The organism is Mesotoga sp. UBA5847 (assembly GCF_002432735.1).
GTDB lineage: Bacteria > Thermotogota > Thermotogae > Petrotogales > Kosmotogaceae > Mesotoga.
The window spans coordinates 33,321-56,626 of record NZ_DJGL01000094.1 but is presented as its reverse complement, the minus strand read 5'-3'; the positions used below and the strand labels follow the sequence as shown (position 1 = coordinate 56,626).

Genomic DNA, 23,306 nt, shown 5'->3' with positions numbered 1-23,306 from the left:
CGCAATCGAGCATTTAGGCCCATAGAAACTTTGATAGGCTGCTCACGGCAATCCTCATTCACCATAAAGAAAACACGATACAAAATGACCGTCACTTGCTTCTTTAAGCGACGGGCTTTCTTTACCGCATCTGTCGAAGGCTTTCGGGCATCTCTTTGCAAATCTGCATGTATCGGGCGGATCGACAGGTGAAGGTATGTCTCCTTTCACTATCTCTCTCTTTCCCGTCTTTCTCAAATGAGGATTCGGCACGGGGATAGAAGAAAGCAGTCCGCGAGTGTAGGGATGAAGCGCATTATTGAAAAGCTCGTCTGTCTCCGCGGTTTCCACTATCTTTCCCAGGTACATAACCGAAATCCTGTCACAAATGTGCTTTACTACCGCGAGATCGTGTGCAATGAATAGGTAAGTCAGCTCGAACTCATATTTTAGATCTTCAAGAAGGTTTATAACCTGTGCCTGGACAGATACATCAAGCGCTGAAACAGGCTCGTCGCAAATGACAAGAGCAGGATTCAGGATCATCGATCTGGCTATTCCTATTCTCTGTCGCTGCCCTCCGGAGAACTCGTGAGGGTAACGATACATATACTCTGGCCTCAGACCTACCTTTTCAAGGACATCGGATATCATAGACTTTCTCTCTTCTTTACTCTTGCCAACGGAGTGTACTCTCAATCCTTCCGCAATTATGTCATGTACTGTCATTCGCGGATTGAGAGATGCATATGGATCTTGAAAGACCATCTGTATCTCTTTCCTGAAGGGTCTCATTTTCGATTCGGAAAGAGAAAAGATATCTACGTTGTCATCCGTGGAACCTCCCCCTCTGTAAAGAAACTCTCCATCTGTAGGCTGGTAGATTTTTATTAGAGTTCTTCCTATTGTAGTCTTTCCACAACCCGATTCTCCGACAAGTCCTAAAGTCTCACCTTTGAATATGTGCAGATCCACGCCGTCTACAGCCTTAAGATACGATTTTTTCCTGAAACCGCTCTTTATAGGAAACCACTTCTTCAGATTCTTGATTTCTACTATTGGAGATGACATCATCGATCATTCCTTTCGAAAAGCCAGCAACGAACTGAATGCCCGTTTTCAGAATCGATCAGAGGAGGTTTTTCCAGGCACCTATCAAATGCCACCGAGCACCGGGGCCTGAATCTACATCCTTCAGGAAAGCTTGAAGGATGCGGAACATAACCACTTATAACATTCAGTTTTCTCTGTTCTTTCTTGGAAATTTCTATCTTCGGTATCGAGTTGATCAGCCCCTTTGTGTAGGGATGCATTGGACTGTCAAAGATATCGAATATCCCACCGCTCTCTACAATTTGACCGGCATACATCACAAGAACTCGATCACACATTTCGGCAATTACTCCCAGATCGTGCGTAATGATTATCGTGGCTGTGCTGAACTTATCCTTCAGCTCGTTCATTAGCTCCAAAACCTGGGCTTGAATGGTTACGTCAAGCGCTGTAGTTGGTTCGTCGGCAATGAGCACCTCCGGGCTGCAGGCGAGCGCCATAGCAATCATTACTCTCTGCCTCATTCCTCCAGACAGTTGATGTGGAAATTCCGTGACTCTCTTCTTAGGCTCTGGAATCCCAACAAGCCGGAGCATTTCCACGCTCCTCGACATTGCCTCCTCCTCACTAAGACCTTCGTGCAGTCTATATACTTCGGAAATCTGCCATCCGATCGTGTAGAGGGGATTCAATGAGGTCATGGGTTCCTGAAATACCATAGATATCGACTTGCCTCTAATCCTCTGAAGCTCTTCCTTGCCGAGCGTCGAAATGTCCTTCCCTCTGAAAGCAATTCTTGTATCTTCACCGAGAAAGGAGTTCTTTGGGAGCAACCTCATTATTGAGAAAGCTGTGATTGTCTTGCCACAGCCAGATTCTCCCACGATCCCGAGAGTCTCTCCCTTTGATAGACTAAAGGAGACCCCGTCTAGAGGTGTTATCCTTCCAAGCTGGGTTTTAAAGGAAATCTTCAAGTTGTCAACTTCGAGTATTCTTTCCATGTTTTTCAACTCTCACTCACAAATTTCGGATCCAGAGCATCTCTAAGTCCATCTCCAAGAAAGTTCACGTTCAGTACTGTGATGAATATGAAGAATCCCGGGAAGACGGTAAGCCACCATGGATTTACCCCAGTAGTTGTGCCAAGAATATAGTTCATGGCTCTCTGAAGCATATTACCCCATGACGGCATGGGAGGCTGTATGCCAAGCCCAAGATAGCTAAGGGACGACTCGGCGAGAATCGCGTAAGACATGTTCAATGTTGCAGAGACAATTACAATTGGTACTACGTTTGGCAGAACGTGTCTGAGAATGATTCTCACATTTCTGACCCCCATAGCTTTGGCCGACATAACATACTCGGTCTCTCTTATCGATAAAACCAGTCCCCTGACCAACCTGGAAACACCCATCCAGCCGAAGACCGTTAACACTAGAATGATATTAGATATCCCGGAGCCAAAGACAAGTGTAAGGGTGATTAGAATTGGAAACATAGGGATAGAAAGCATCACATCCACAAATCTCATCAGGAATCTATCTACCAGTCCTCCATAGAAGCCTGAAAACAAACCTACGGCAGTTCCAATGAGAGTGGTTATGACTGCAGAGGCGAAACCCACGAATAGAGATATTCTTCCACCATACATTACTCTAACAAGCACATCATGTCCCAGTTCATCTGTTCCAAATAAATGACCTTCTGTAAACGGCGGAGAAAAGAGGTTAGAGAAATCCATATCCTCGTAGCCCACATCGATGAAGAGCGGACCTATCAGAGTGAATATAACAACTCCAATGAGCATCACGGCACCTAACACGGCAAGTTTATGACTCTTGAACTTTGCCCATACCAACTGCCTGTAACTGTTTATATGGATCGGGCGCGCCTTCTCCTCGATTTCGTCAAGTTTCCTTTTATAGAAGAATTTTCGCATAGCTAAGCTCCCTTTCTGCCCATTCTGATTCTTGGATCGACCAACACATACAGTAAATCGGCAACCAGATTCGATATTAGGGTTACAATCGCTAGAAACATCAGACAACTGATCGCCAAATTGTAATCGCTTGAAATAACCGCGTTGTACATAAGTCTCCCCATTCCCGGCCAGGAGAAGACCGTTTCAATGATCAATGCTCCGCCAAAGAAATACGGAATGTCTAGGGCGATTATGGTGATAATCGGTATCATAGCATTCTTAAGAGCGTGCTTGATGATGACCTTTCTATCGGGAACCCCTTTCGCATACGCAGTTCTAACATAATCCTGATCAAGAACTTCCAGCAGAGACGTTCTTATATACCTTACCCAAGAAGCAACCTGTACCAAACCTAGAACAAAGGCCGGAAGTACGAGATGTCTCAGTCTGTCAACAAAGACATTCCAAGTACCTGTGACCCCATAGGTTGACATACCGGAAACGGGAAACCAACCGAGACCAACGCTGAAAATTATTATCGCGATCAAAGCAAACCAGAATCCAGGCAAAGAGATTCCCACAAAAGCAAATACAGTCGTTGAGTAATCGAAAACAGAATATTTCTTTACTGCCGAAAGTATCCCAATAGGAAGAGCTACTACCAGCCCAATCAACCATGCGGTGATAGTAAGGATTAAAGTATTCGGCAGCCGTGAAACAATGAGGTCTATTACCGGAGTCTTGTACATGCTCGAATATCCCAGGTCGCCAATCATAACACTCTTCAGCCATGAGAAGTATTTCACCGGAAGAGGATCATCAAGGCGATAATACTCCCTTAGTTCCTTCATCCTCTGAGGATCGTTGGCCATTGCCCGAGGATTCTGCATTCTCATCTGGAGGAGAGGATCTCCCGGCATGGAGTTCATTATCACAAATATTATGATCGATATTGCAAAGAAGACCGGGATAAGTTCGAGAAACCTCTTCAGGAAATATACTTTCACGATATCCGGCTTTCCCTTCTCTGAATATAATCGGCAACATTCAAACCTGCAATCAGCTGAACACTGACAAGACTCTTTATGGGGATTGTAGTGTAGTTGAGATTTTCTTCAAGATACTCCATTTTCCTCTCAAATGCCTCATCAGCCATCTTGGAGATTGCCGACAGCTTCTCCGATCCGTCATCATTCTCCCTGACTAATCTTTTTAGCATCCCTAGCATCAATGATTGATAGAACTGGCTGACAATCTTATTATCAAAGACCTCTGCCATACTTGCCTTTCTCTCCAGAGACTGGTCATTTTCAATCCAATTCTTCTGCGCTTGAAGTTGATCTGGGTAGGTTTCAAGAACATTCTTGAAGACTCTGTAGAACGGCGAATTTCTGTCTATAACGTAAGGTTCAAGCGCTTTCAACACTTCGCTCACAAACTCAAAATTCTCGACGGACCTCTGATAGTTGAATCTCTGCGCTTCCTTCCTCGTAATCTCGGCTTCAGACATATCTTCGACCCTTGCATCATAATAGTATGGCATCTCACAAACCAAGGAAAACGTATCGGCCACGGATGAAGCAAAATCATCAGAACTAGTACCGGCTTTGATGACGTCTGCTGGGTCTTTGTTTGGACCAAGATTCTTCTTTAGATAATCGTACTCTTGAGCCATTCCGAAAAGCTTGAAAATAGCAGGTTCGAGCTGCTCCAAAAAAGGCGCTTCCGGCTCTCCAAGAGAAAGGGGCAAACCAAACAAACCTGGAAGTTTCCTGAAAGTTTCATGGAGTTCTGGAACTGCGTCACTCACATAATAATAGACCCCTCCAAACCCGGAATTGTGAAGAGAGTACATGAAATCCGGCTTCTTCTCTTCAATAAGCTTCATAAGCACTTCTGTCTCCGGCAATGGCGAGTGGAAATGCAGAGTTTTGTAATCAACAGGGAAGGTCCATTCAACCTGTTCGTGGCCCGGCGGTCTGTAGAAGTTGCCTGCATACTTTCTTATTGAAGAAGAGTCTTTGAACCATCCCTCATTCAGCTTTGTGCCATCGACATCAATTACCTTTATCAGATGCCAGGTGAAGTCGAATCCATCGCGAAAAGCGTCATCGCTTGCAAGCTTCTCACTCAGGAAATCCAGCATCATTGCACCTATCGGCTCGTTTGGATGGGGACAGCCGAACAGAAGTGCGTTCTTTTTACCTTTACCAATTTCCAGAACATAGATTGGATTTCCGGCACGTGATCTTCCTGCCTCATATATCTTGACTTTGTCTGGATACTTCTTTGCGAGTTCGAACGATCTCTGGTCCATTTCCTCGACTGTGAAGAACTCCTTGTAGTCGGGGACTGCATCGATAAGTTCTCTGAACTTCATGTCGAAACCTCCGAAAGATGATGTAAGAAAACATGGGGGAGAAGCTCATCTTCTCCCCCAAAGAAGCCAATTATCTATCTATGTACCAGTTCTGGATTATCCAGCCGAGTCCATTATCATATCCAGAGTTGAAACTCTTGATGTACTTCTTTGCAAAATGAGGTGTTGGTGCAACTACTAACGGCAGAACGGGAAGCTCATCCGTCCAGAGCGCGAAATGCCTTTCATAGAGAGCCTGTTTCCTCTCTGGATCAAGCTCCTTTGCGGCCGCGTTAATTATCTCATCGTTTTCAGCGTTTGCCCAGCCGGTATAGTTCATTCCTCCCCAGTAGTTCTCGTCAGAAGGTATCTGATCGGTGGTCCAGTAATTGGCTGCTTCGTCGCTGACACCATAACCCCAGCCGGAAAGCAAAGCATCATAGTTTCCGTAAGGGAAAGCCTCTGTCCATATAACGAGAGCAGGCTTCACATCGATCTCGACGTCCATTCCGACCTGTTTCAGCATGCCCTGGATAATCTGTGCCATCATCTGATAATCTCCACTTCCCGAAGCAAGAGAAAGCTTGAACTTAAAGGTTTTACCCTCTTTCTCATAGATACCTCTGTTGTTGAGCTTCCAGCCAGCCTCTTCAAGCAGTGCTTTGGCCTTTGCGGGATTGTATTCGTAATGTTTAACATCTGGCGCCTTAAGAGCTTCTCTCATTTGATGAAGATCAGTAATCCAGGTATCCACCACTTCGGCCAGTCCAGCGTATACTACATTGCTTATCTGCTCTCTGTTTATACCATAGAGAACGGCCTGCCTTACCCTCTTATCTCCAAAGATCGGATGGGGTTTTGTTGTATCCTCGGGATCCCTTAGATTCAAGTTCAGGTTATCGTAAGCAATGTTTGGTGTATAGAAAACGTTGAACATGTCTGCCCGTTGATTCTCCAGCTGTACCGACTGTTTGAGGGAGAGGGTGTACCTACCGAAATCGATTTCTCCATTTAGTGTGGAAGCAAAAACAACGTCCATGTCAGGAATGATTCTCATTACCAGCTGGTCGATGTTCGGCCTACCCATATAATAGTCATCAAAAGCTTCCATTATCACATACTGACCTTCAGCATATTCTTTGAACTTGTAGGGTCCTGTCATAATAGGATTCTTCGTAGCTTCTTCAACAAAACGATCCCAGTTTCCGCTTGCTTTTGCTGCTTCGAAGCTTGTTCTGTAGACATGTTCCGGCAGCTGGAACCAGCCGAAATAATAGGCATAGACGGAAGACCCCAGCTCGGCATTACTTAGGGGTTCAGGAAGGGTAATAGAGTATATATAGTCGTCAATTACATTGACTTCGGATACTGACCTCTCGAAGTAGTTCGTCGTAACCGGGGCGCCGCTGTTCATAACTTCCCACTGGAACTTCGCATCATGGGCAGTCACTGGCTCTCCATCGTGCCACTTCATTCCCTTTCTTAACTCGTAAGTTATCGTAAGTGAACCGTCTTCGTTTATTACCATCAGCCCGTTTTCTAGACTTGGCATTCTCTTGACCATTCTCGGGAAGTAGAATCCGTCCTTGTCTGTTCCGGTTATTCCATCGCCAATGATATTGCAGATCGTCCATGTCAGTCCGGAAGAAGTGAACAAGGTGTTGAAACCAGGAGCATCGGCAGTAACCGCAGTCGTTGCCATTCCGCCCCTAACTGGAGGATTCATAGCCATGTAGATCGAAATGGCGGCCTCTTCCCTTGTGATGGGTGAGCTGGCCTCGATCAAGTGGCCATATCGGAAATCGAGAAGTTGGTGATTGCTCCTGTAAGCAACAGTGAGGGCTCCCCATGCCTCCACCGGAGCGTCCCACTCGTCAGTTGCTGTGGTGCAAATCTCATCGTAGGACTGAGCTTCAGACTTCAGACCGAGAACCTCAACCATCGCAACGGCGAAGTCTGCTCTCAAGACCTCTCCTGCTCCGGAGATCAGATTTCCCTTGCCGGGAAAGGCCTTTTCAACTGCATTCCTGAATTCTGAATAAGTTAACGGTGATTCATCGACTGAAGACATGATTCCTTTTGATTCGATTACAGGAATCGCCTCTTCCGGGAGAACCTGTCCCAACAAGAACGCTGAGAAGAGAATAATTAGAAAGAAAACCAGGAGCTTTTTCATCCCGCACACCTCCAAGAAAGATTATTTGGAACACGGAAAATTTATGTAATTATATACCAGTCACAGAGAAGATTTCCCAAAACAGGGAAGATTTATACGCATTGTTTACCTTCCAACACAAGTTAATACCAAATCATTCACCTGGAAGAGAAGAAGAGATCTTCGTAAGACTGCATTATCTGTCTAGTATAATCACCACAAACGCTAAAACAGACTTGGTCTATCGCTCTGACAGGCATCACCCTGGAGACTGTGCTTACGAGAAAGACTTCCTCAGCCTCAAGGAATTCATCTACGGTAACCGGTTTTTCGACAACCTGATAATCCAGTTTCTTAATAAGGTCGATCACTTTTCCCCGCGTTATGCCCGGGAGAATGTTATCGATTTCTGGAGTGAAAAAAACACCGTCCTTCACAAGAAAGTAATTCGAACTGCCACCTTCTGTGGCAACTTTCTTGCCTTCAAAGTCTCTAAACATCAAAGCTTCGTAGCCTCCTTTGCTATAGGCGAAGTTCTTGGCAAGAACGTTGGGCAGCAGATTTATCGTCTTGTGCTCACATAGCTTGTGTCTTAGATCAGGATAGGTTAAAAGCTTAACTCCATTCTTCCAGTTCTCTGCATCAATTCTTCTCAATGGAAGTGCAAGCATAAAGAACGTGCTTGGGGTTTTCTCTGAAGGAAATCTGTGTTCTCTGTGAAGATCTGTTCCTCTTGTAAGTTGTATATAGAGCTCCCCATCTTCAATTGCATTTCTTCTGATTAGTTCCGATGCAAACTCCTTTGTCTCTTGCGAAGTGAACGGAATCTCCATGTTGAAGAAAGCAGCGCTCTTAATCATCCTCGTGAAGTGATCTTCGAAGAATAATATCCTGCCTTTGATTGTCCTTACAACCTCAAAGAGACCGTCCGCAAAAGTGAGTCCCCTATTCTCCAGTTGAACATGCTTACCCTTTTCTTGAACAAATTCGCCATCGTAAAATGCCCACATAAGTGCCTCCTCCAGCTTCACTTCGTTCATAACACCATTATGCATCAACAGACTATTAGTTTGCGGTAAGACAGCACATCAATGATAGAATATAACGGAACCGTAAGCAGATTTTTCTTTTGGAGGTTTTTCATATGGACGATGTTTTGGCGGTCTTTCCAGGGGGCTCTTCGGGGCTTCTTGGAAGCAAGGCTTACGATGTTGTTGTGATTCCAGAGGGACTCTTGTTGGTGCAGTTGACTAAATCAATAACAAATGAAGCCGTTAAGAAGGCAAAGGAAGCCTCCGAAGAAAGAAACGAAGGGTTCTTTAAGAAGATGGCATCTGTGATGTCGGCAGGCTCTTCTATGCTTGACAGGTACAACGAAAAGACAAGAGAAGAGGTTTTGAACGAAACACCTGGCAATCTCTTCATTCCGAAAGATTCACTGAAAAAGGTCAAGGTCTCCAGTACTATGGACTCTTCATCAGGAGGTGCTAACACAGACAGTACCGTGATGAAGATAGTCTGGACAGGCGGAAAAATGAAATTGACCTTCAGGAGATACCTAAACGTAAGGGAAACTAAGCGTTTTTTTAGGGACACGTTTGGAGTATAACGTGTCGTTCACGGGTAGAACTCATTCACCTATGATCTGAGGCAGGAGGTATGCCATGAGAAAAACGATACTATTGGCAGCCGTGGCTCTAATCGCAGTCATTTCGCTGGCCAACAAAGTTCTTGAATTCCCAAATGCTGATATCTACTACCATAAGGGGTTCGAGGAGATCGCTATCCATGTAGGTAATGTTTTTGAATCTATAAGACCGAAAGCCGTTGAACTGGTGGGCAACGACCCCGGAAGAATAAACATCGTTCTGAAAGATTTCGGGGCAAATACGAACGGTATCGCTCAGCCTCAAAACCACAAGACTATTCAGATCTTTGTGTGGCCTGCCGACACAATACTCTCAACGAGAATGAATGTGTCAAATTTGTATAGACAGTTGTTGATGCATGAATTCACTCATATCGCCCACCTGACTTACACAACAGGTGTGCCTGCGTTCATTTCTAGAGTGCTCCTAGGAACGGAACTCTTTTCGCCGCAGATGTTCTCACCATTTATTGAAGGAGTGACCTTGTTCGCCGAATCCTCTAATTACTTCTCCGAGGGAAGATTGAACAACCCATTGTGGGGGAAAGAGATGACATATCAGAATATGAAGGCCGACTCCTTCGCTGGCCTGGACTATGCTCTGTCCGTATCGCGTGAGGACTACCGCGGAGGAGCTCTCTATTACAACTACATTGCCAGTTTCTATGATTATCTCGTCAGAAGGTTCGGAATAGAATCTGTGAAGGAGTTTCACAAAGAAGTTTCGGGGAGAATGCCTGTAATAGGGGTAATCAACGCCTCAAGAATCGCATTTGACGAAACACTAGACGTGCTTTATAGTGACTGGAAAGAAGAAGTGGAATCTGAAGCCGCAGACTACGGAACATTGAACGAAGTCAAGACAATCAAGAATGGACAGATACTTGACATGACCAAGACGGAAAACGGCGTCATTTTCTCTTATTCTGTTTTTGGAGAAGCAAGTTCATGGAATGGGGCAGTTGAAAGAGGAATTGAAGAGTTTGTTGATGGAGGTTTTTCTAGAAGACTCTCTGACTTTGGAGCAATTACCCTTAAATGGCGCGAAGGGAACATCTACCTGATGACTTCAGTCACTGAGAGAAGTACAACTTTTAGAGAGATCTGGTCGTACAGACCTCCTCTCTCAGTTAGGCTTCTGGACAAGGGCATGGTAACTGCCTTTGATATCTACAATGGAAGACTGATAAAAGCGCTTTATGACACGAAGACGGGATTTTCAACAATCTACTTCGAAGAAATGCAGCTAACAACAATCCCGTGGTTGATCAAGGACATAATAGCACTCGAAGACGGTAGTTTGATAATGCTCCTCTCGAAGGACGGTATCAACGGAGCGATCGCTAAATTTACCGAAGGTGAATTCAAGATCATTCTACAAGATCCATACCTCAAAGGAAGGGGTATCGACTATAACAATGGGCAAATAATCTTTACCTCCTCCTACGAAGAGGGGTTCATGGATGCCTTTTCCGTAGATGTTGAATCAGGTGAGGTTTTCAGACTTACCGAGGGAGCCAATCTCGAAAAGGCCGTCGTGCTCGATTCTACTGTATATGGATTTGGACATTCCAGACAAGAGAAAGGAATGTCGATATTTACCTTTGATCTACAGAGTAGCCCATACGTTGTCAAAGAAGTTGAACCCGACGACTTCGACCCTGCAGCGGCGGACTACACAGAAGGCAATTATCTTAAGAAAACCTTCCTTCACTTCTTGAATCCAATCCTGAGAGCGCCTCTTGTATCGTACGATGGCGAGCACTTTTCTTTGGGCTTTTTAACTCTTCACCTGTCCCATGATTCCAACCACTCTATGACGCTAATGCCATCGTTCACATTCGGAACCAATAAACTCTCTCTAACTGCCGAGTACAGTGGGCAGGTATTTGAAGGGGTCAATGCAATTCTTACTGTCAATCTGGGCGTTCCCGAAGCTCCTATTGCAAGCGCCGGCCTCTCTTCTGAGCTCTTCCAGTTGCCTCTCAATCCTTCCACAAGATTCAGATCGCATGCTTACATTGGACTGGACACATCGGGTGGAATAACAACTTCCGTCCCGTTGAGTCTAAACGGAAGTCTCTTCTCGATTTCCCTAGAACCGGGCGTAAGAGTCTCAAATGGAAAGATAACACCGTTGCTTGCTCTTGATGCAACATTCTCTCCAACCTTGGGAACGTCTGTCGGTCTTGGAGTGGGTTTCTACGAAGACTTCTACTGGTATATCAATGGAGCCCAACTACTATATCGGATCAACTGGGGATGGAGTCCACTCTTCTTTCTGAAAGAGATGGGAGTCGGAATTGAGGTAAATGGATCAAACACTAATCTAGATCATTCTGCTATGTATCTATTTGTAAATGTCGGTTCAACTATCGGTCTCGGAGATCTTTTCCCAAAGATTGGCATTCAATACAGCAATTCTCGATTGGGACTCTACTTAGGATTAGAGACCAGGCCCTGAAAGAGGTTTCGCGCTTCAGTCAGGACTTTGCATTAAGAGTAATCAAAGAGGGGGGATACTCCCCCTCTTCTTCATGTAGGTGTCTCTAACATTCTCATAGAAACTTGCATGCACCTGTTTTCCACAATACCCACAACCTTTGTTGGAAACGAAGAACCTGAAACATTTTTATTCAGGAGCACTATATCTGTACCGTTGACCGAGATCTCATGTAGTCACAAATCAGAAGTGAATGAAGCAAGAGAAGCGTGGGCCAAAGAGCTAGTTACACCCTGGCATTTTATTCGTAAAACTGAATCTTTCGATGATGGGGATTCAAAATCATTATGTTATCCTACTTGTTAAAGGAACTTAAAACTTGCCCGCCAGTCGACTTTGCTTAAACCACAACAACCGTATGAGGTATAATGCTGTTATCGGAGATAACAAAGAGAAAGGGGGAAACAACATGAAGACTATTGAGTACTCGGCTTTTCTTATAAGTGATTCAGGCTCAGTGTTTATTGAAGAATCGAAGCATGACGGAATAACTTTCACATTTCCTTCCGATCCAGTCTTTGCCAAATACAGAGACCGATTAATGGCCGTTATCGAAGTGAAAATGGAAGCTTCGAGATTCTCTCTAACCAAGAGCAAGCTGGACTTCAGTTCAGTTAAACTACATGGAATCAAAGTCGTAGGCGACAAACTTTACGAAGACTCGGTATCGCTCTGGGCATTCGAATCGAGAACTTTAGGCAAGACTATTAGAGTCGTATCGGACAACGAGGCATCGATGATTCCCGCAAAGAGAGATACAGATTACGTGGTTCCAATTATTGTTAACACAATAGAGTTTTCTTCAAAGGAAGAGCATTTGGGAAGATTTGTCTTTCCGCTACCTGACGAATGGTTTGTTCTTTCTGGAGTTTTCTTCGGACAAGACGGCGCAAAGATCCGCAAGGAGAACTCAAAGGTTTGTTTAGATTCATTCAGTACGGAGATTATTGTTGATGAATTGAAAAAGCACAGAGTCTTCAACGACAACTTGTGGGATCTTTATCAGCTGTACAAGTCTCTAGAGAGTTTTGAAACTAAGAATGAATCGCTGCCTGAACCGCTCGGTGAGGAAATATCAGTATCCTCTCTGGATCTGGAAGAAAGCATTCCAGAATCTGCAGACCTGTATCTGGCCGGGGATCGAAAGACTACCGACTCTCTCCATCGTGAAGTCGTGGTTCAATCAAGTATAGAGAAGGTCGGAACCTTCAGCAAGAAGAAGGGAGTTGTTCTGAGGATAAAAAATAATTCAGACCTTGGGACTGTTAAGGGAGTCCATATATCCTTCAGACTGCTTGATCCTATGGGCAAGGAGCTTTACGTTGCTGAGAAGGAGCTAGAGGGCCTAAGCGTAGGACCCGGGGAAGCAAAAAAGCATGATTTCACCGACTTTCCGGAATTTGCTGATCATCAGCTGGAAAGAGTGGCGATTAATCTGATAAGTATTTCGTGGAGTAACGGTCTAGAGACCTTCACTTCTGCTGAAAAATAGACAGATTTCTGAACTGTCTGTGTTCGGCCGCCTTCACTATTTCCATGATCCTCACGGCCTTCTTGTCGTGAGGGTTTGGTTTTTCTCCGGCTTCTATCTTTATGAGTGCCTCATCAAGCTCAGTAAAAGACATCCCAAAAGCAGTCTCATCGGTAACACCAGGAATAAGGTCAGGACTCGGCGGCTTCTCTATGATCCTCTCCGGAATTCCCAATTCTCTAGCAAGGCTAATGACCTCAGTTTTGAACAGATGCTTGATTGGCTCAATGTCGCTTGAATCATCTCCCCACTTCACATAAAGTCCGCAAAGCCATTCGGTCTTGTTTGTCGTGCCAAGTACAGCGTAACCCCTTTTCTCAGCTTCCAGATACAACGAAACCATCCTGACTCTGTGCTTAGCTCTATAGAAAGCCAGTCCCCTTTTGAATTCTTCACTGCCCCTGTCGGCCAGGTCGTCAAGGAAAGGGTCTGAAGAAAGCTGCTGCCACTTATCCCTTACATACCTTTCCTTAACCGACTGAGGTATTAAAAGCGCCGGCGGTTGGAGTCTATAGCAACCAACAGCACGGAGAATCGAACTTATGTTCTTGACTTTGAAGTCTATTCCCAGGAAGTGCGCTACGAGCTTCGAATCCTCCAGGGTATCCTTCGAAGAGTCGCGTTCGGGCATGAGAAGGCCAAATACGTTTCTATTACCTAGGGCGTCTACGGCTAGCTTACCTACCACCGCGGAGTCTATTCCTCCGCTTATTCCTATCACAGCCCCTCGATAGCCCCACTTCAGAACAGTGCTTCTTATAAAATCGACAATTTCTCGCATACGATCACCAATAAGATTATACTAGACTAATCCTCCGTTCTTGAAAACTGAATATTCAACTCAAAGAACCCATTGGGAAGTCTGACATCGAATGTTTGCTGCAGAATATAATCGAAGAAATTTCAGTTGCCGGAAATGCTAGACTTATACGTTAAGGTAATCTCATGTTTAAGGAGGAGGAGAGAAAAATGAGAAAAATCATGTTTCTTCTTGTATCAATACTAATCGCTGGGACCGTCCTGGCATCGAACCCTCTTAACCTTTATGGAAGGGATGCAGACGGAAGAAATGGAGTTGTTGCGGCCGCAAAACCCGAAGCCTCAGAAGTAGGCGTTAGAATTCTCGAGATGGGAGGGAATGCGGTAGACGCTGCGATAGCTGCGGCATTTGCGATAGGTGTTCTGGAACCTAATGCTTCTGGAATTGGCGGCGGAGGATTCATGATAATTAAGCTGGCCGATATGGACGAAGCAGTAGTTATTGATTTCAGAGAAACTGCACCGAACGCTACAAGCCCCACTTTTTTCAATCTTGACGAGAATAATCGCCCAGTAAACTATGAGAGCGTCATCGGAGGAAAGGCCGTCGGGGTTCCGGGTGAAGTCGCCGGCCTGTTGTACGCTCTTGAAAACTACGGAACGCTCTCTCGAGAAGAAGTAATTAAGCCAGCCATAGACTGGGCCGAGAAGGGAATCCCTGTAACAGTTAACCTTTTTTCAATTATTAGCGATAACTACGAGAAGATAATGATGATGGAAAATGGCGTAGACCTCTATTTGAAGTATGGAGGTATTCCTTATGAAGTGGGTGAGACTATTGTACTAAAGGACTTGGCCGATACGCTAAGATCTATCGTAGAGAACGGGAAAGATGCGATATATTCTGGGGAAATTGCCGAGAAGATTGTGGCCGAAGTTCAGAAACGCGGCGGAGTAATGACAATGGATGATCTTGCAAATTATGAAGTGAAGGTTCGAAAACCAGTTGTTGGCACGTATCGAGGTTACACTATTCTGTCAGTTCCACCTGCCAGCTCTGGAGGAACTCATGTGATTGAACTCCTAAATATTATGGAAAATTTCGATGTCGGATCGATGGGAGACAACACTGCCGAGACGATCCACATCTGGTCGGAGGCAATGAAACTGATTTTTGCAGATAGATCAAAATACATGGCAGATACTGACTTTGTAGATGTTCCTCTCGAGGGACTAACTTCGAAAGATTATGCTAGGATCCTTGCTGAGAAAATCGATAAGCGCATTCCACTTGATTCCGTCGAACCCGGTGACCCCTGGAAGTTCGAAAGCGGAAGCACTACTCATCTTTCTGTTATGGACAGAGAAGGAAACATGGTTGCTATTACAAAATCCATAAATTACTTCTTTGGTTCCGGCGTTGTTGTACCGACAACAGGAATTATTCTCAATAATCACATGGACGACTTCGTAAAAACCCCCGGCTCAGCAAACTCAGTCGAACCCGGGAAAAGGCCTCTCAGCAGCATGAGTCCTACACTCGTTCTTGATCCTGAAGGTGAACCATATATGGCTATCGGCGCGCCAGGAGGTACACGGATTATCACTACTGTGGCTCAAACGATAAGCAACATCATTGACCACGGAATGACTGTACAGCAAGCAATTCTCGCACCCAGAGTATTTAGGACACAGACTGGCCCGATGACCATAGAAGGAAGGATATCAATTAACGCTTACAATAGGCTAATCGAAATGGGACATGACATAACTGTAAGAAACGACTATGATCCCTACTTCGGTGGGGTTCATGCCGTCTTGTTCAACAGAGATATTGGAATACTATTTGGAGGAGCCGATCCCAGAAGAGACGGGCAGGCTGTCGCTTATTGAGATGATGTTTTGGAGTTCCCCGAAGCTCAATCGAAAGCAATGCAGAGTCTAATTTTAATAATGGTGTTGGTGAGTAGATCAAAACGAACCGCTTATTAAGAGTGTTTTGGACTTTGCTTTTGGAATTAAACCAGATTATAATCTTTTTATAACGTCATGGGTAGAGGGGGGTGAGTGGTGTGTGGAAAGAGTTCAAGAAGTTTATCAGTCGCGGCAGCGTCATTGATCTTGCTGTTGGTATCATAATCGGTGGTGCGTTTCAAGTAATTGTGAGATCTCTTGTAGACGACATACTGATGCCAATTCTCGGTCTATTCACAGGCGGCATTGATTTAAGCAACCTATTCATAAACATATCAGGGGAATCTTATGCAACACTCGCAGAGGCAAAAGCGGCCGGTGCAGCAACTATAAACATCGGTCTTTTCATCAACGCGATTATTAATTTCATTATTCTCGCTTTTGTGATCTTCTTGATTATAAGAGCAATCAACAAAATGCGGGACAGACTGAAGAAAGAAGAGGCTCCGGCTGCACCAACAACCAAGACCTGTCCTTTCTGTCACACATCGATTCCTATCGATGCAGTGAGGTGTCCTAACTGTACATCTGAACTTGGAAAGAAAACTTGAGATAATAACAAGCAAAAAGCGGCCTAGCGGCCGCTTTTTTTGTTTGCGTGTTTCCATTCGTGGTTGTTATCTAAATCGATTTGTCAAAGGAATACAATGCTTCAGAGATGATGGTACAATCTTTCTATCTAGATCCGGAGGTTCAGATGCTGCTTAGGAAATTTTTCGCGCTTTTGATTACGCTATTTATTGTTCTTTGTTTTTCGCTAACGGGATGCATCAAACCCGAGGTTTATTACTCTCTTTCAGGTCAGGTCATTTTTTACTTTCCAGAAACTTCAGCAATCGATAATTTTCAAAGAACCGCGGCATATTCTCCCACGTTTTCCACTAAAGACATTGAGCAGGGTTTCCTGAGTAATCAATTCGTTGTCCTATTTGATAGAGGGTTTAATTCAGGAATAATCTCAGGCGTTTCTGGAGTAGAGATCCTTGATGAGTTCTATTCAAGAGACGGGTCTCTTGGCTATGCAGTTGTGAAAACAAACGATCCATCTTCGTTGTATGGCATTGAAGGAGTTAAATCAATCGAGCCGGAAAAGATTTTCACTCTTCAATCCGAGGAGAGTGTCCCCAACGATCCGTTGTATCCTTATCAGTGGAACTACCCGATGATTCAGATGCCTCAAGCCTGGACAATTGCAAGGGGATCGTCAACGGTTGTTGTAGCTGTTATTGACTCGGGCGCTAGGCTGGATCATCCGGATTTAGAAGGTGTCTTTCTTCCGGGATACGATCTAATAAACGGTGATGATGACCCTACAGATTATGATCCCGTTAGATCCCACGGAACCCATGTCATAGGTACGATTGCTGCGAAAACGAATAATTCTTTGGGTGTTTCTGGGATTACATGGGGAGAGTATTGCACAATCATTCCAATCAAAATTTTCGAAGCAGGAAAAACCACCGATGACATACTCGCTAGTAGCATCATTTTTGCGGTTGATCACGGAGCAAAGATTATAAACATGAGCCTTGCGGGGCCGGACTCTCCGGTTGTTGCAGCAGCCATCCAATACGCATCGGAAAATGAAGTCTTGATGATAGCTGCCTCAGGCAATTACTATTCCTCAAGGCCGTATTACCCGGCTTCCTACGAAGAAGTACTATCAGTAGGCGCAGTCGACAATACGATGCAAAGGGCAAGCTACTCGAACTACGGAGAACATCTTGACTTTGTCGCTCCGGGAGGTTCGTCATCCCCACAGATATTGAGCACGGGATACTCGTTTGGCGAGGGAAACACTTATTCCGCTATGTATGGCACTTCGATGGCGGCGCCACATGTAACGGGGCTTGCGGCTCTCTTGATGGCACAAGGTTACGCAGGCAGAGATTCTTCTGGCGAAGAGATTATCAGGAAGATCCTTCGGGGAACGGCCCTTGATCTGGGAGATCCGGGATGGGATCAGTACTATGGATACGGCCTTATTCAGGCATTCGATGCTCTAAATTTCGACGAAGAGCGGAGACCTCTCTTGGTCCAAATCCTCTCCACTTCGGGCCAGGTTCTGAAGGAAGCCGAAGTTGAGGCAGACGGTTCATTTTACGTAAGCGGACTCACGGAAAATTACATCAAAATAAGGGTCTGGAGAGATTTCAATGGAAACAAAGAGATCGACAAAGGCGACCTCCTGGGCTATTACGGTTTCTCTAGCTCCAGTGCAACTACAACCTGGCACCCGGAAATTGAGAACGCCGTGACTCTATCTTTTTTCAGCAGCGGGCATAATGAGCTCGAGACTCCGGTCCAGTTCTTTCCGGTCAACGAATCGTCCGGTTATTAGAATCTGAAAGGGCTCCTCTGAAGGAGCCCTCTCAGATTTATCAGACCTATGTAAGTTCTTTTGCAACCACCCTTACCGGTGTAGAATTTCCCAGGTTATCAGAGACCGGGCAACGGTCCTCCACAGCCTCGACCCATCTTTTGAGTGTCTCTTCATCTGCGTCGGTGTCAACCTTCATCTCTGCGGTTATTTCCTTGTAACCCGCTCTGTCTTCATACGATTTGCCAAACAATCTGGCCGGGTTCAGCGGGCCATAAACATCGATCTCCAGCTTGTCTATTTGAAAGCCCATCTCATTTGCTACAAGATGTCCGACTACATTCAAACAACCGGCCAATGCGGCCAAAACATACTCGACAGGATTGGCACCCTTATCGTCACCACCGAGATTTGGTGGCTCATCAACTATCATAGTAAAATTCCTTGCCTTTACGGCAACTCGCGTCGGACTTTCCGAAACTGCTCTCACTCTGAAATTCGCATCTGGCATACAAATACCTCCTAATTTGTTATATCTTTCACAAATATTCTAACAGCATGGAGATTCTTCTCAGTTAAGCCGATATAAATTATCAGTTAAATACCCGCAATAATGACGGACCAAGTCTGCAGAAACGCAATGAACAGAAGTCCTTTGTCATTTACCTACTGGTTCTGAGTTCATAAACTGAAGTATTTATATCGTACGATATGGTACGGATGGACAGATCGTTGTCTGAAGTGAGAACCGTGAAGAAAACCGAACCTGTAAGAAAAACCTCCTTCACAAGTCAAAAAACTCTGCTTGAAGACAGATCTTAGGCCAAGATCCTACTGCAAACGTGACATCGAGAAACGTTGAATTCACGGAAAACTCTTCATCTACCGGTGTTCGCTGCGATTCACTTCTTTCTTATCTTGTATCCGTCTCTTTCGTCCAGAACTTCATACCCCTTTTCGGAAATCAGTTTCCTCAGTTCATCTGCTTTCTTCCAGTCCTTGCCCCTTCGAGCCTGATCTCTCTGCTTTGCAAGCTCTTCTACTTCTTCGGGAATTACCTCAGTTTCGATTTCGGAAAGACCTAGTCCAAGAACTCTGTCAAATTCGTTGATCAATGAGAGCTTTTCGCCAGGACAAAGATCCTCGCTGTCTACTACCTTCCACAAAACAGCGAGTGCCCTGGGTGTATTCAGATCGTCGTTTATTGCTTCATGAAATTCATTCAGAAGCACTGAATTGAGTTTACTAACAGGTGCTTCTGATCCCTTCAGTTCTCCTATCTTAGTGGTAAGCCTCTTCATGGCGCTTTTCGCTCCATCGAGAGCCTCGAGTGTGAAAGCCAACTGCTTCTTATAGTGAGCTCCCAGAAGGTAGTATCGATACTCTGCAGGATCGTAACCCTTGTCGATCAGCGTCTGCAAAGTAATGAAGTTGCCCAAGGATTTGGACATCTTCTCCCCCTCGCCGATGACGAGGAATTCAGAATGGAGCCAGTAATTAACCCATTCATGACCGAAAGCGGCCTCGCTCTGGGCAATCTCGTTTGTGTGATGAATTGGAATATGGTCTATGCCGCCCGTATGGATGTCGAATCTTTCACCGAGGTACTTCGAAGACATCGCAGAACACTCGATATGCCATCCCGGAAAACCTCTGCCCCACGGAGAGTCCCACTGCATTGCATGGCTATCGTACTTGTATCGAGTGAACCACAGGACGAAATCAAAGGGGTTCCTTTTATAGGGATCGCTTTCCACTCTAGAACGCATCTTGTCCTCGTCAAGCTTAAGCCTTGCCAGCTTTCCATAGTCCGGCAGTTTCGAAGTGTCGAAATATACGTTTCCACCAGCGACATATGTGTATCCGTTAGATTCTATCTTGCTTATCATGTCAATCATGTCGTCTACGTGCCTGGTTGCCCTACATGTGACAGTTGGGAAGATGATGCGCAATCTCTTCAGATCGTCGAAGAAAGCCTTGGTATAGAAGTCCACTATCTCCCAGACGGTTTTCCCCTCGCGTCTTGCACCGGCTTCCATCTTGTCCTCGCCTTCATCCTCGTCTCCGGTCAAGTGGCCCACATCAGTAATATTCATGACATGATTGACCTTGTACCCGTTGAAAAGGAACATCCTTTTGAGGGTGTCGGCAAAGACGTACGCCCTTAGGTTACCAATGTGAGCGAAGTTATAAACAGTGAGTCCACAAGTATATATGCCCACCTCGCCTTCCCTTAGCGGCTTGAAGACTTCCTTTCTTCGTGACATCGTGTTCGTGAGTAGTATTTCCATTCTCTGCCTTCCCTCCTTCCCCAAAACCGGGCTATATGTTCAATATAAGATCGTTCCTGGTTTTCATCTCTTCAGTTTTCGGCCCATATGAGATATAGTCAATCTCGACACCCGTTTCTCTTTCGATAAAAGTCATGTACTTCAGGAAGTTAACGTGATCAGTAACGGGCCATCCACTAGCAGTTTCGTAAATTGGTTTTGCTCTGAAAAAATCATACGAAGTAGAAGGCAATTCCTTTATGACTCCATCGACATCATACGCCACACAGATTTTCACTTCATCCAGTCCGTTCAGTACGTCTCCTTTCGTAATAACGAGGCCCGTTAGACCAGACCTGATTTTTGCATACCTAAGAGCGGGAAGATCCAGCCAGCCTATCCTTCGCGCTCTACCAGTTGTTGCACCGAATTCCTTTCCTCTTTCGCGCAGAAGCCCACCTACCCCGGAGGACTCTTCTGTCGGAAAGGGGCCGGCTCCTACTCGAGTCGTGTAAGCTTTGAGAACCCCGTAGACACCGTCTAGTTCAAAAGTAGAAAAACCTACCGAGGATACCCCGTGAGCCATACACGCCCCCGATGTCACAAAGGGATATGTGCCAAAATCCAGGTCCAGAAGAACACCCTGAGCTCCTTCAAACAAGACGGAAGTACTCCTGAAGACTCTATACATATCTACCGCACTTGTGAAATTGACGCTGAGCCTTTCAAGCTCAGCTCTAAAACCTTGCAGATAGACCAACATTTCCTCTATAGAGACAGCGAAATCCCTGTTATACTTGCTCCGCTTCATGTGATATATCGCTTCGAGTCTTTCTCTCAAGAGTGCCTCGTCAAAGAGGACGAAGAGCTTCAGCCCCTCTCTCGATGCCTTGTCGGTATAAGCGGGTCCTATCCCTCTTCCCGTTGTGCCGATCGGTACCTTGCGCATCTTCTCAAGCAACAGGTCTTCCTCTTTGTGCCAGGGAAGAACGATGAAGGCTTCGGGATCAAGATAGAATCTACTGGAGATGCCTGGGAAATCTCTTTCCAGGATTTTCAGTTCCTCAATCAACTGCCCGACATCTATTACCATCCCTGCACCAAGAAAGCCCTTTGAATCAATCACGGGATTTATCGAGGGCAAAAGATGATTCACATACTTTTTATCCTCAACATAGATCGTATGACCGGCATTTGCGCCACCGGAAAACCTTACTATCCACTCAAAATCCCTGGAAAAGTAATTGACAACCTTTCCTTTTCCTTCATCGCCCCATTGGGCTCCAACAACGGCCAGTTTCTTCACTCGGTCAACCTCCATTAAGAACTCTCTCAAATACGCAATTAACGTTTCTCAAAAAATAATCAGGATTGAAAAGTCTTCCAATCTCTTCTGAATTCATGAGCCCTGTGATCACTTGATTAGTAAGAACCAACTGTTCGAAATCAAGATTGCCGTTCCAGCAATCCATTGACAACTCCTGTACCAACCTGTAAGCTTCCTCTCTCGACATACCTTTCTCAATCAAGGCCAACATGACCCTCTGGGAGAAAACAAGGTTTCTGGAGGCCTTGAAGTTTTCTCTCATTCTTTCGGGATAGATAACAAGATTGCTCACAAGATAAACAGACTTCTCAGCCATATAATACAGAAGCATTGTCGCATCCGGCAGGACTACTCTCTCTACACTGGAATGGGAGATGTCCCTTTCATGCCAAAGGGCGATATCTTCTAGTGAAGCACCTGCGTAACTTCTTATCAAACGCGCCATACCGGTGAGCCTTTCACATATAATGGGATTCTTTTTGTGAGGCATAGCGGAAGAGCCTCTCTGCCCCTTCTTAAATGGCTCTTGAACTTCCAGGACCTCTGTTCTCTGGAGATGCCTGAACTCCACAGCCATTCTCTCTATTGAAGAGGCCGTAATTGCCAGCGCCGAAAGAAACTCGGCGTGTATATCCCTCGGGATGATCTGGGAGGAAACAGCGGTCGGCCTCAGACCGAGCTCGCCAAGAGCAATACTCTCGATCTCCGGCAAAATATTAGCGTAGTTTCCAACGGCTCCACTCAGTTTCCCAACTGAGCAACCATCTATAGCTACGTTCAAGCGAAGGATTGCCCTCTCTATTTCAACAAAGAACGATAGAAACTTCAGCCCAAACGAAGTGGGTTCAGCATGTATGCCGTGAGTCCTACCCATACATACTACATCTTTATAGGCAACTGCTTTTTCTTTCAGTGCTCTCGAGAGCTGTTCCAGAGACCCGACAATAAGGCGCCCGGACTCTCTAACGGCAAGCGAAAGGGCAGTGTCCACAACATCGGATGATGTTAATCCAAGATGGAAATAACGGGCTTCATCCCCCATTCCCTGTGTCACGAACTTTATGAAAGCAATGACATCGTGATCTACTTGCTTTTCAATCTCGGAAATAGCTTCCAAATCAATTCTTGCAGCGGACTTCATCTTTTCAAGCGTTCCTTGAGGAATTCGCCCTGTCTTCTCATAGGCATTGACGACGGCCAGTTCCACTTCGAGCCATCTTTTGTACTGGGCTTCCAGTTCCCAAAGTTCTTTCAGGGGGGAAAGCGCATATCTCTCTATCATAGTCTACCTCCCATCCAACAGATAATAGTTTACATCAAACCATCTGCCATTGTTTTTCATATGTGTCATTCCAATGAAAAAGGTTATGGTCAAATCGGGGCAGATATGAAGAGAATTGGGAACCATCTTTGTCCAGCTTCTGCCGGGATTTGACAAGAGCAGACTGGTTATCATATCCGAAGAACCAACTCAGAATGAGATAGAAAAGTGGAGCTTCTAATGGGG

General features: G+C 45.3%; 18 protein-coding genes. 6 read left to right on the top strand and 12 right to left on the bottom strand.

Features of this window, described 5'->3' with window-relative positions:
- Positions 1-54: 54 nt before the first annotated feature.
- From B3K91_RS11940 to B3K91_RS11910, 7 genes are all read right to left on the bottom strand, one after another.
- Positions 55-1,053: an ABC transporter ATP-binding protein gene (locus B3K91_RS11940; protein WP_292589504.1), complete on the bottom strand. Its 999-nt coding sequence runs from the start codon at positions 1,051-1,053 to the stop codon at positions 55-57.
- Complete coding sequence (locus B3K91_RS11935; RefSeq protein WP_214060487.1) at positions 1,050-2,033, bottom strand: ABC transporter ATP-binding protein; 984 nt, start codon at positions 2,031-2,033, stop codon at positions 1,050-1,052. Before B3K91_RS11935 ends, B3K91_RS11940 begins: the two co-directional genes overlap by 4 nt.
- Before the next feature lie 5 nt (positions 2,034-2,038).
- Positions 2,039-2,971: an ABC transporter permease gene (locus B3K91_RS11930; RefSeq protein WP_214060486.1), complete on the bottom strand. Its 933-nt coding sequence runs from the start codon at positions 2,969-2,971 to the stop codon at positions 2,039-2,041.
- A gap of 2 nt (positions 2,972-2,973) precedes the next feature.
- Positions 2,974-3,960: an ABC transporter permease gene (locus tag B3K91_RS11925; protein WP_214060485.1), complete on the bottom strand. Its 987-nt coding sequence runs from the start codon at positions 3,958-3,960 to the stop codon at positions 2,974-2,976.
- Positions 3,957-5,333: a M14 family zinc carboxypeptidase gene (locus tag B3K91_RS11920; RefSeq protein ID WP_214060484.1), complete on the bottom strand. Its 1,377-nt coding sequence runs from the start codon at positions 5,331-5,333 to the stop codon at positions 3,957-3,959. Before B3K91_RS11920 ends, B3K91_RS11925 begins: the two co-directional genes overlap by 4 nt.
- A 70-nt stretch (positions 5,334-5,403) precedes the next feature.
- Positions 5,404-7,488 (bottom strand): peptide ABC transporter substrate-binding protein, encoded by a 2,085-nt coding sequence (locus tag B3K91_RS11915; RefSeq protein ID WP_292595273.1) that lies wholly within the window; start codon positions 7,486-7,488, stop codon positions 5,404-5,406.
- Positions 7,489-7,625: 137 nt separating this feature from the next.
- Positions 7,626-8,477: an aminotransferase class IV gene (locus tag B3K91_RS11910; RefSeq protein WP_214061207.1), complete on the bottom strand. Its 852-nt coding sequence runs from the start codon at positions 8,475-8,477 to the stop codon at positions 7,626-7,628.
- Between the two features lie 134 nt (positions 8,478-8,611).
- On the opposite strand from B3K91_RS11910, the gene B3K91_RS11905 reads away from it, so the two are divergent.
- The 3 genes from B3K91_RS11905 (at position 8,612) to B3K91_RS11895 (ending at position 13,110) form a co-directional block, all read left to right on the top strand.
- On the top strand, positions 8,612-9,076 hold the full coding sequence (locus tag B3K91_RS11905; RefSeq protein ID WP_214061208.1) for a hypothetical protein: 465 nt from the start codon (positions 8,612-8,614) through the stop codon (positions 9,074-9,076).
- A gap of 55 nt (positions 9,077-9,131) precedes the next feature.
- Positions 9,132-11,579, top strand: coding sequence for a hypothetical protein (locus B3K91_RS11900; protein WP_214061209.1), 2,448 nt, complete (start codon positions 9,132-9,134; stop codon positions 11,577-11,579).
- Between the two features lie 448 nt (positions 11,580-12,027).
- Positions 12,028-13,110 carry a hypothetical protein gene (locus B3K91_RS11895; RefSeq protein WP_214061210.1) on the top strand — a complete coding sequence of 361 codons (1,083 nt, stop codon included), beginning with the start codon at positions 12,028-12,030 and terminating at the stop codon, positions 13,108-13,110.
- Here the strand turns inward: B3K91_RS11895 and nadE are convergent.
- Positions 13,091-13,930: an NAD(+) synthase gene (gene nadE, locus B3K91_RS11890; RefSeq protein ID WP_214061211.1), complete on the bottom strand. Its 840-nt coding sequence runs from the start codon at positions 13,928-13,930 to the stop codon at positions 13,091-13,093. The genes B3K91_RS11895 and nadE overlap by 20 nt on opposite strands.
- Positions 13,931-14,118: 188 nt before the next feature.
- Between nadE and ggt the strand changes: the two genes are divergently transcribed.
- The 3 genes from ggt (at position 14,119) to B3K91_RS11875 (ending at position 18,223) form a co-directional block, all read left to right on the top strand.
- The gene (gene ggt, locus B3K91_RS11885; RefSeq protein ID WP_292589491.1) at positions 14,119-15,801 is read left to right on the top strand and encodes a gamma-glutamyltransferase; all 1,683 of its coding nucleotides are present in this window, start codon (positions 14,119-14,121) and stop codon (positions 15,799-15,801) included.
- 179 nt (positions 15,802-15,980) lie between these two features.
- Positions 15,981-16,433 carry a large conductance mechanosensitive channel protein MscL gene (gene mscL, locus B3K91_RS11880; protein WP_099829951.1) on the top strand — a complete coding sequence of 151 codons (453 nt, stop codon included), beginning with the start codon at positions 15,981-15,983 and terminating at the stop codon, positions 16,431-16,433.
- Positions 16,434-16,579: 146 nt separating this feature from the next.
- Positions 16,580-18,223, top strand: coding sequence for a S8 family peptidase (locus B3K91_RS11875; RefSeq protein WP_292589488.1), 1,644 nt, complete (start codon positions 16,580-16,582; stop codon positions 18,221-18,223).
- A 46-nt stretch (positions 18,224-18,269) separates the two neighbouring features.
- On the opposite strand, the gene B3K91_RS11870 is transcribed toward B3K91_RS11875, so the two are convergent.
- From B3K91_RS11870 to purB, 4 genes are all read right to left on the bottom strand, one after another.
- Positions 18,270-18,713 (bottom strand): OsmC family protein, encoded by a 444-nt coding sequence (locus B3K91_RS11870; protein ID WP_214078547.1) that lies wholly within the window; start codon positions 18,711-18,713, stop codon positions 18,270-18,272.
- 391 nt (positions 18,714-19,104) lie between these two features.
- The gene (gene cysS / locus B3K91_RS11865) at positions 19,105-20,493 is read right to left on the bottom strand and encodes a cysteine--tRNA ligase (RefSeq protein ID WP_292589485.1); all 1,389 of its coding nucleotides are present in this window, start codon (positions 20,491-20,493) and stop codon (positions 19,105-19,107) included.
- Positions 20,494-20,524: 31 nt separating this feature from the next.
- Positions 20,525-21,778, bottom strand: a complete 1,254-nt coding sequence (locus B3K91_RS11860) for an adenylosuccinate synthase (protein ID WP_292589483.1) — start codon at positions 21,776-21,778, stop codon at positions 20,525-20,527.
- A gap of 4 nt (positions 21,779-21,782) precedes the next feature.
- Positions 21,783-23,081 (bottom strand): adenylosuccinate lyase, encoded by a 1,299-nt coding sequence (gene purB / locus B3K91_RS11855; protein ID WP_292589481.1) that lies wholly within the window; start codon positions 23,079-23,081, stop codon positions 21,783-21,785.
- Positions 23,082-23,306: the final 225 nt, after the last annotated feature.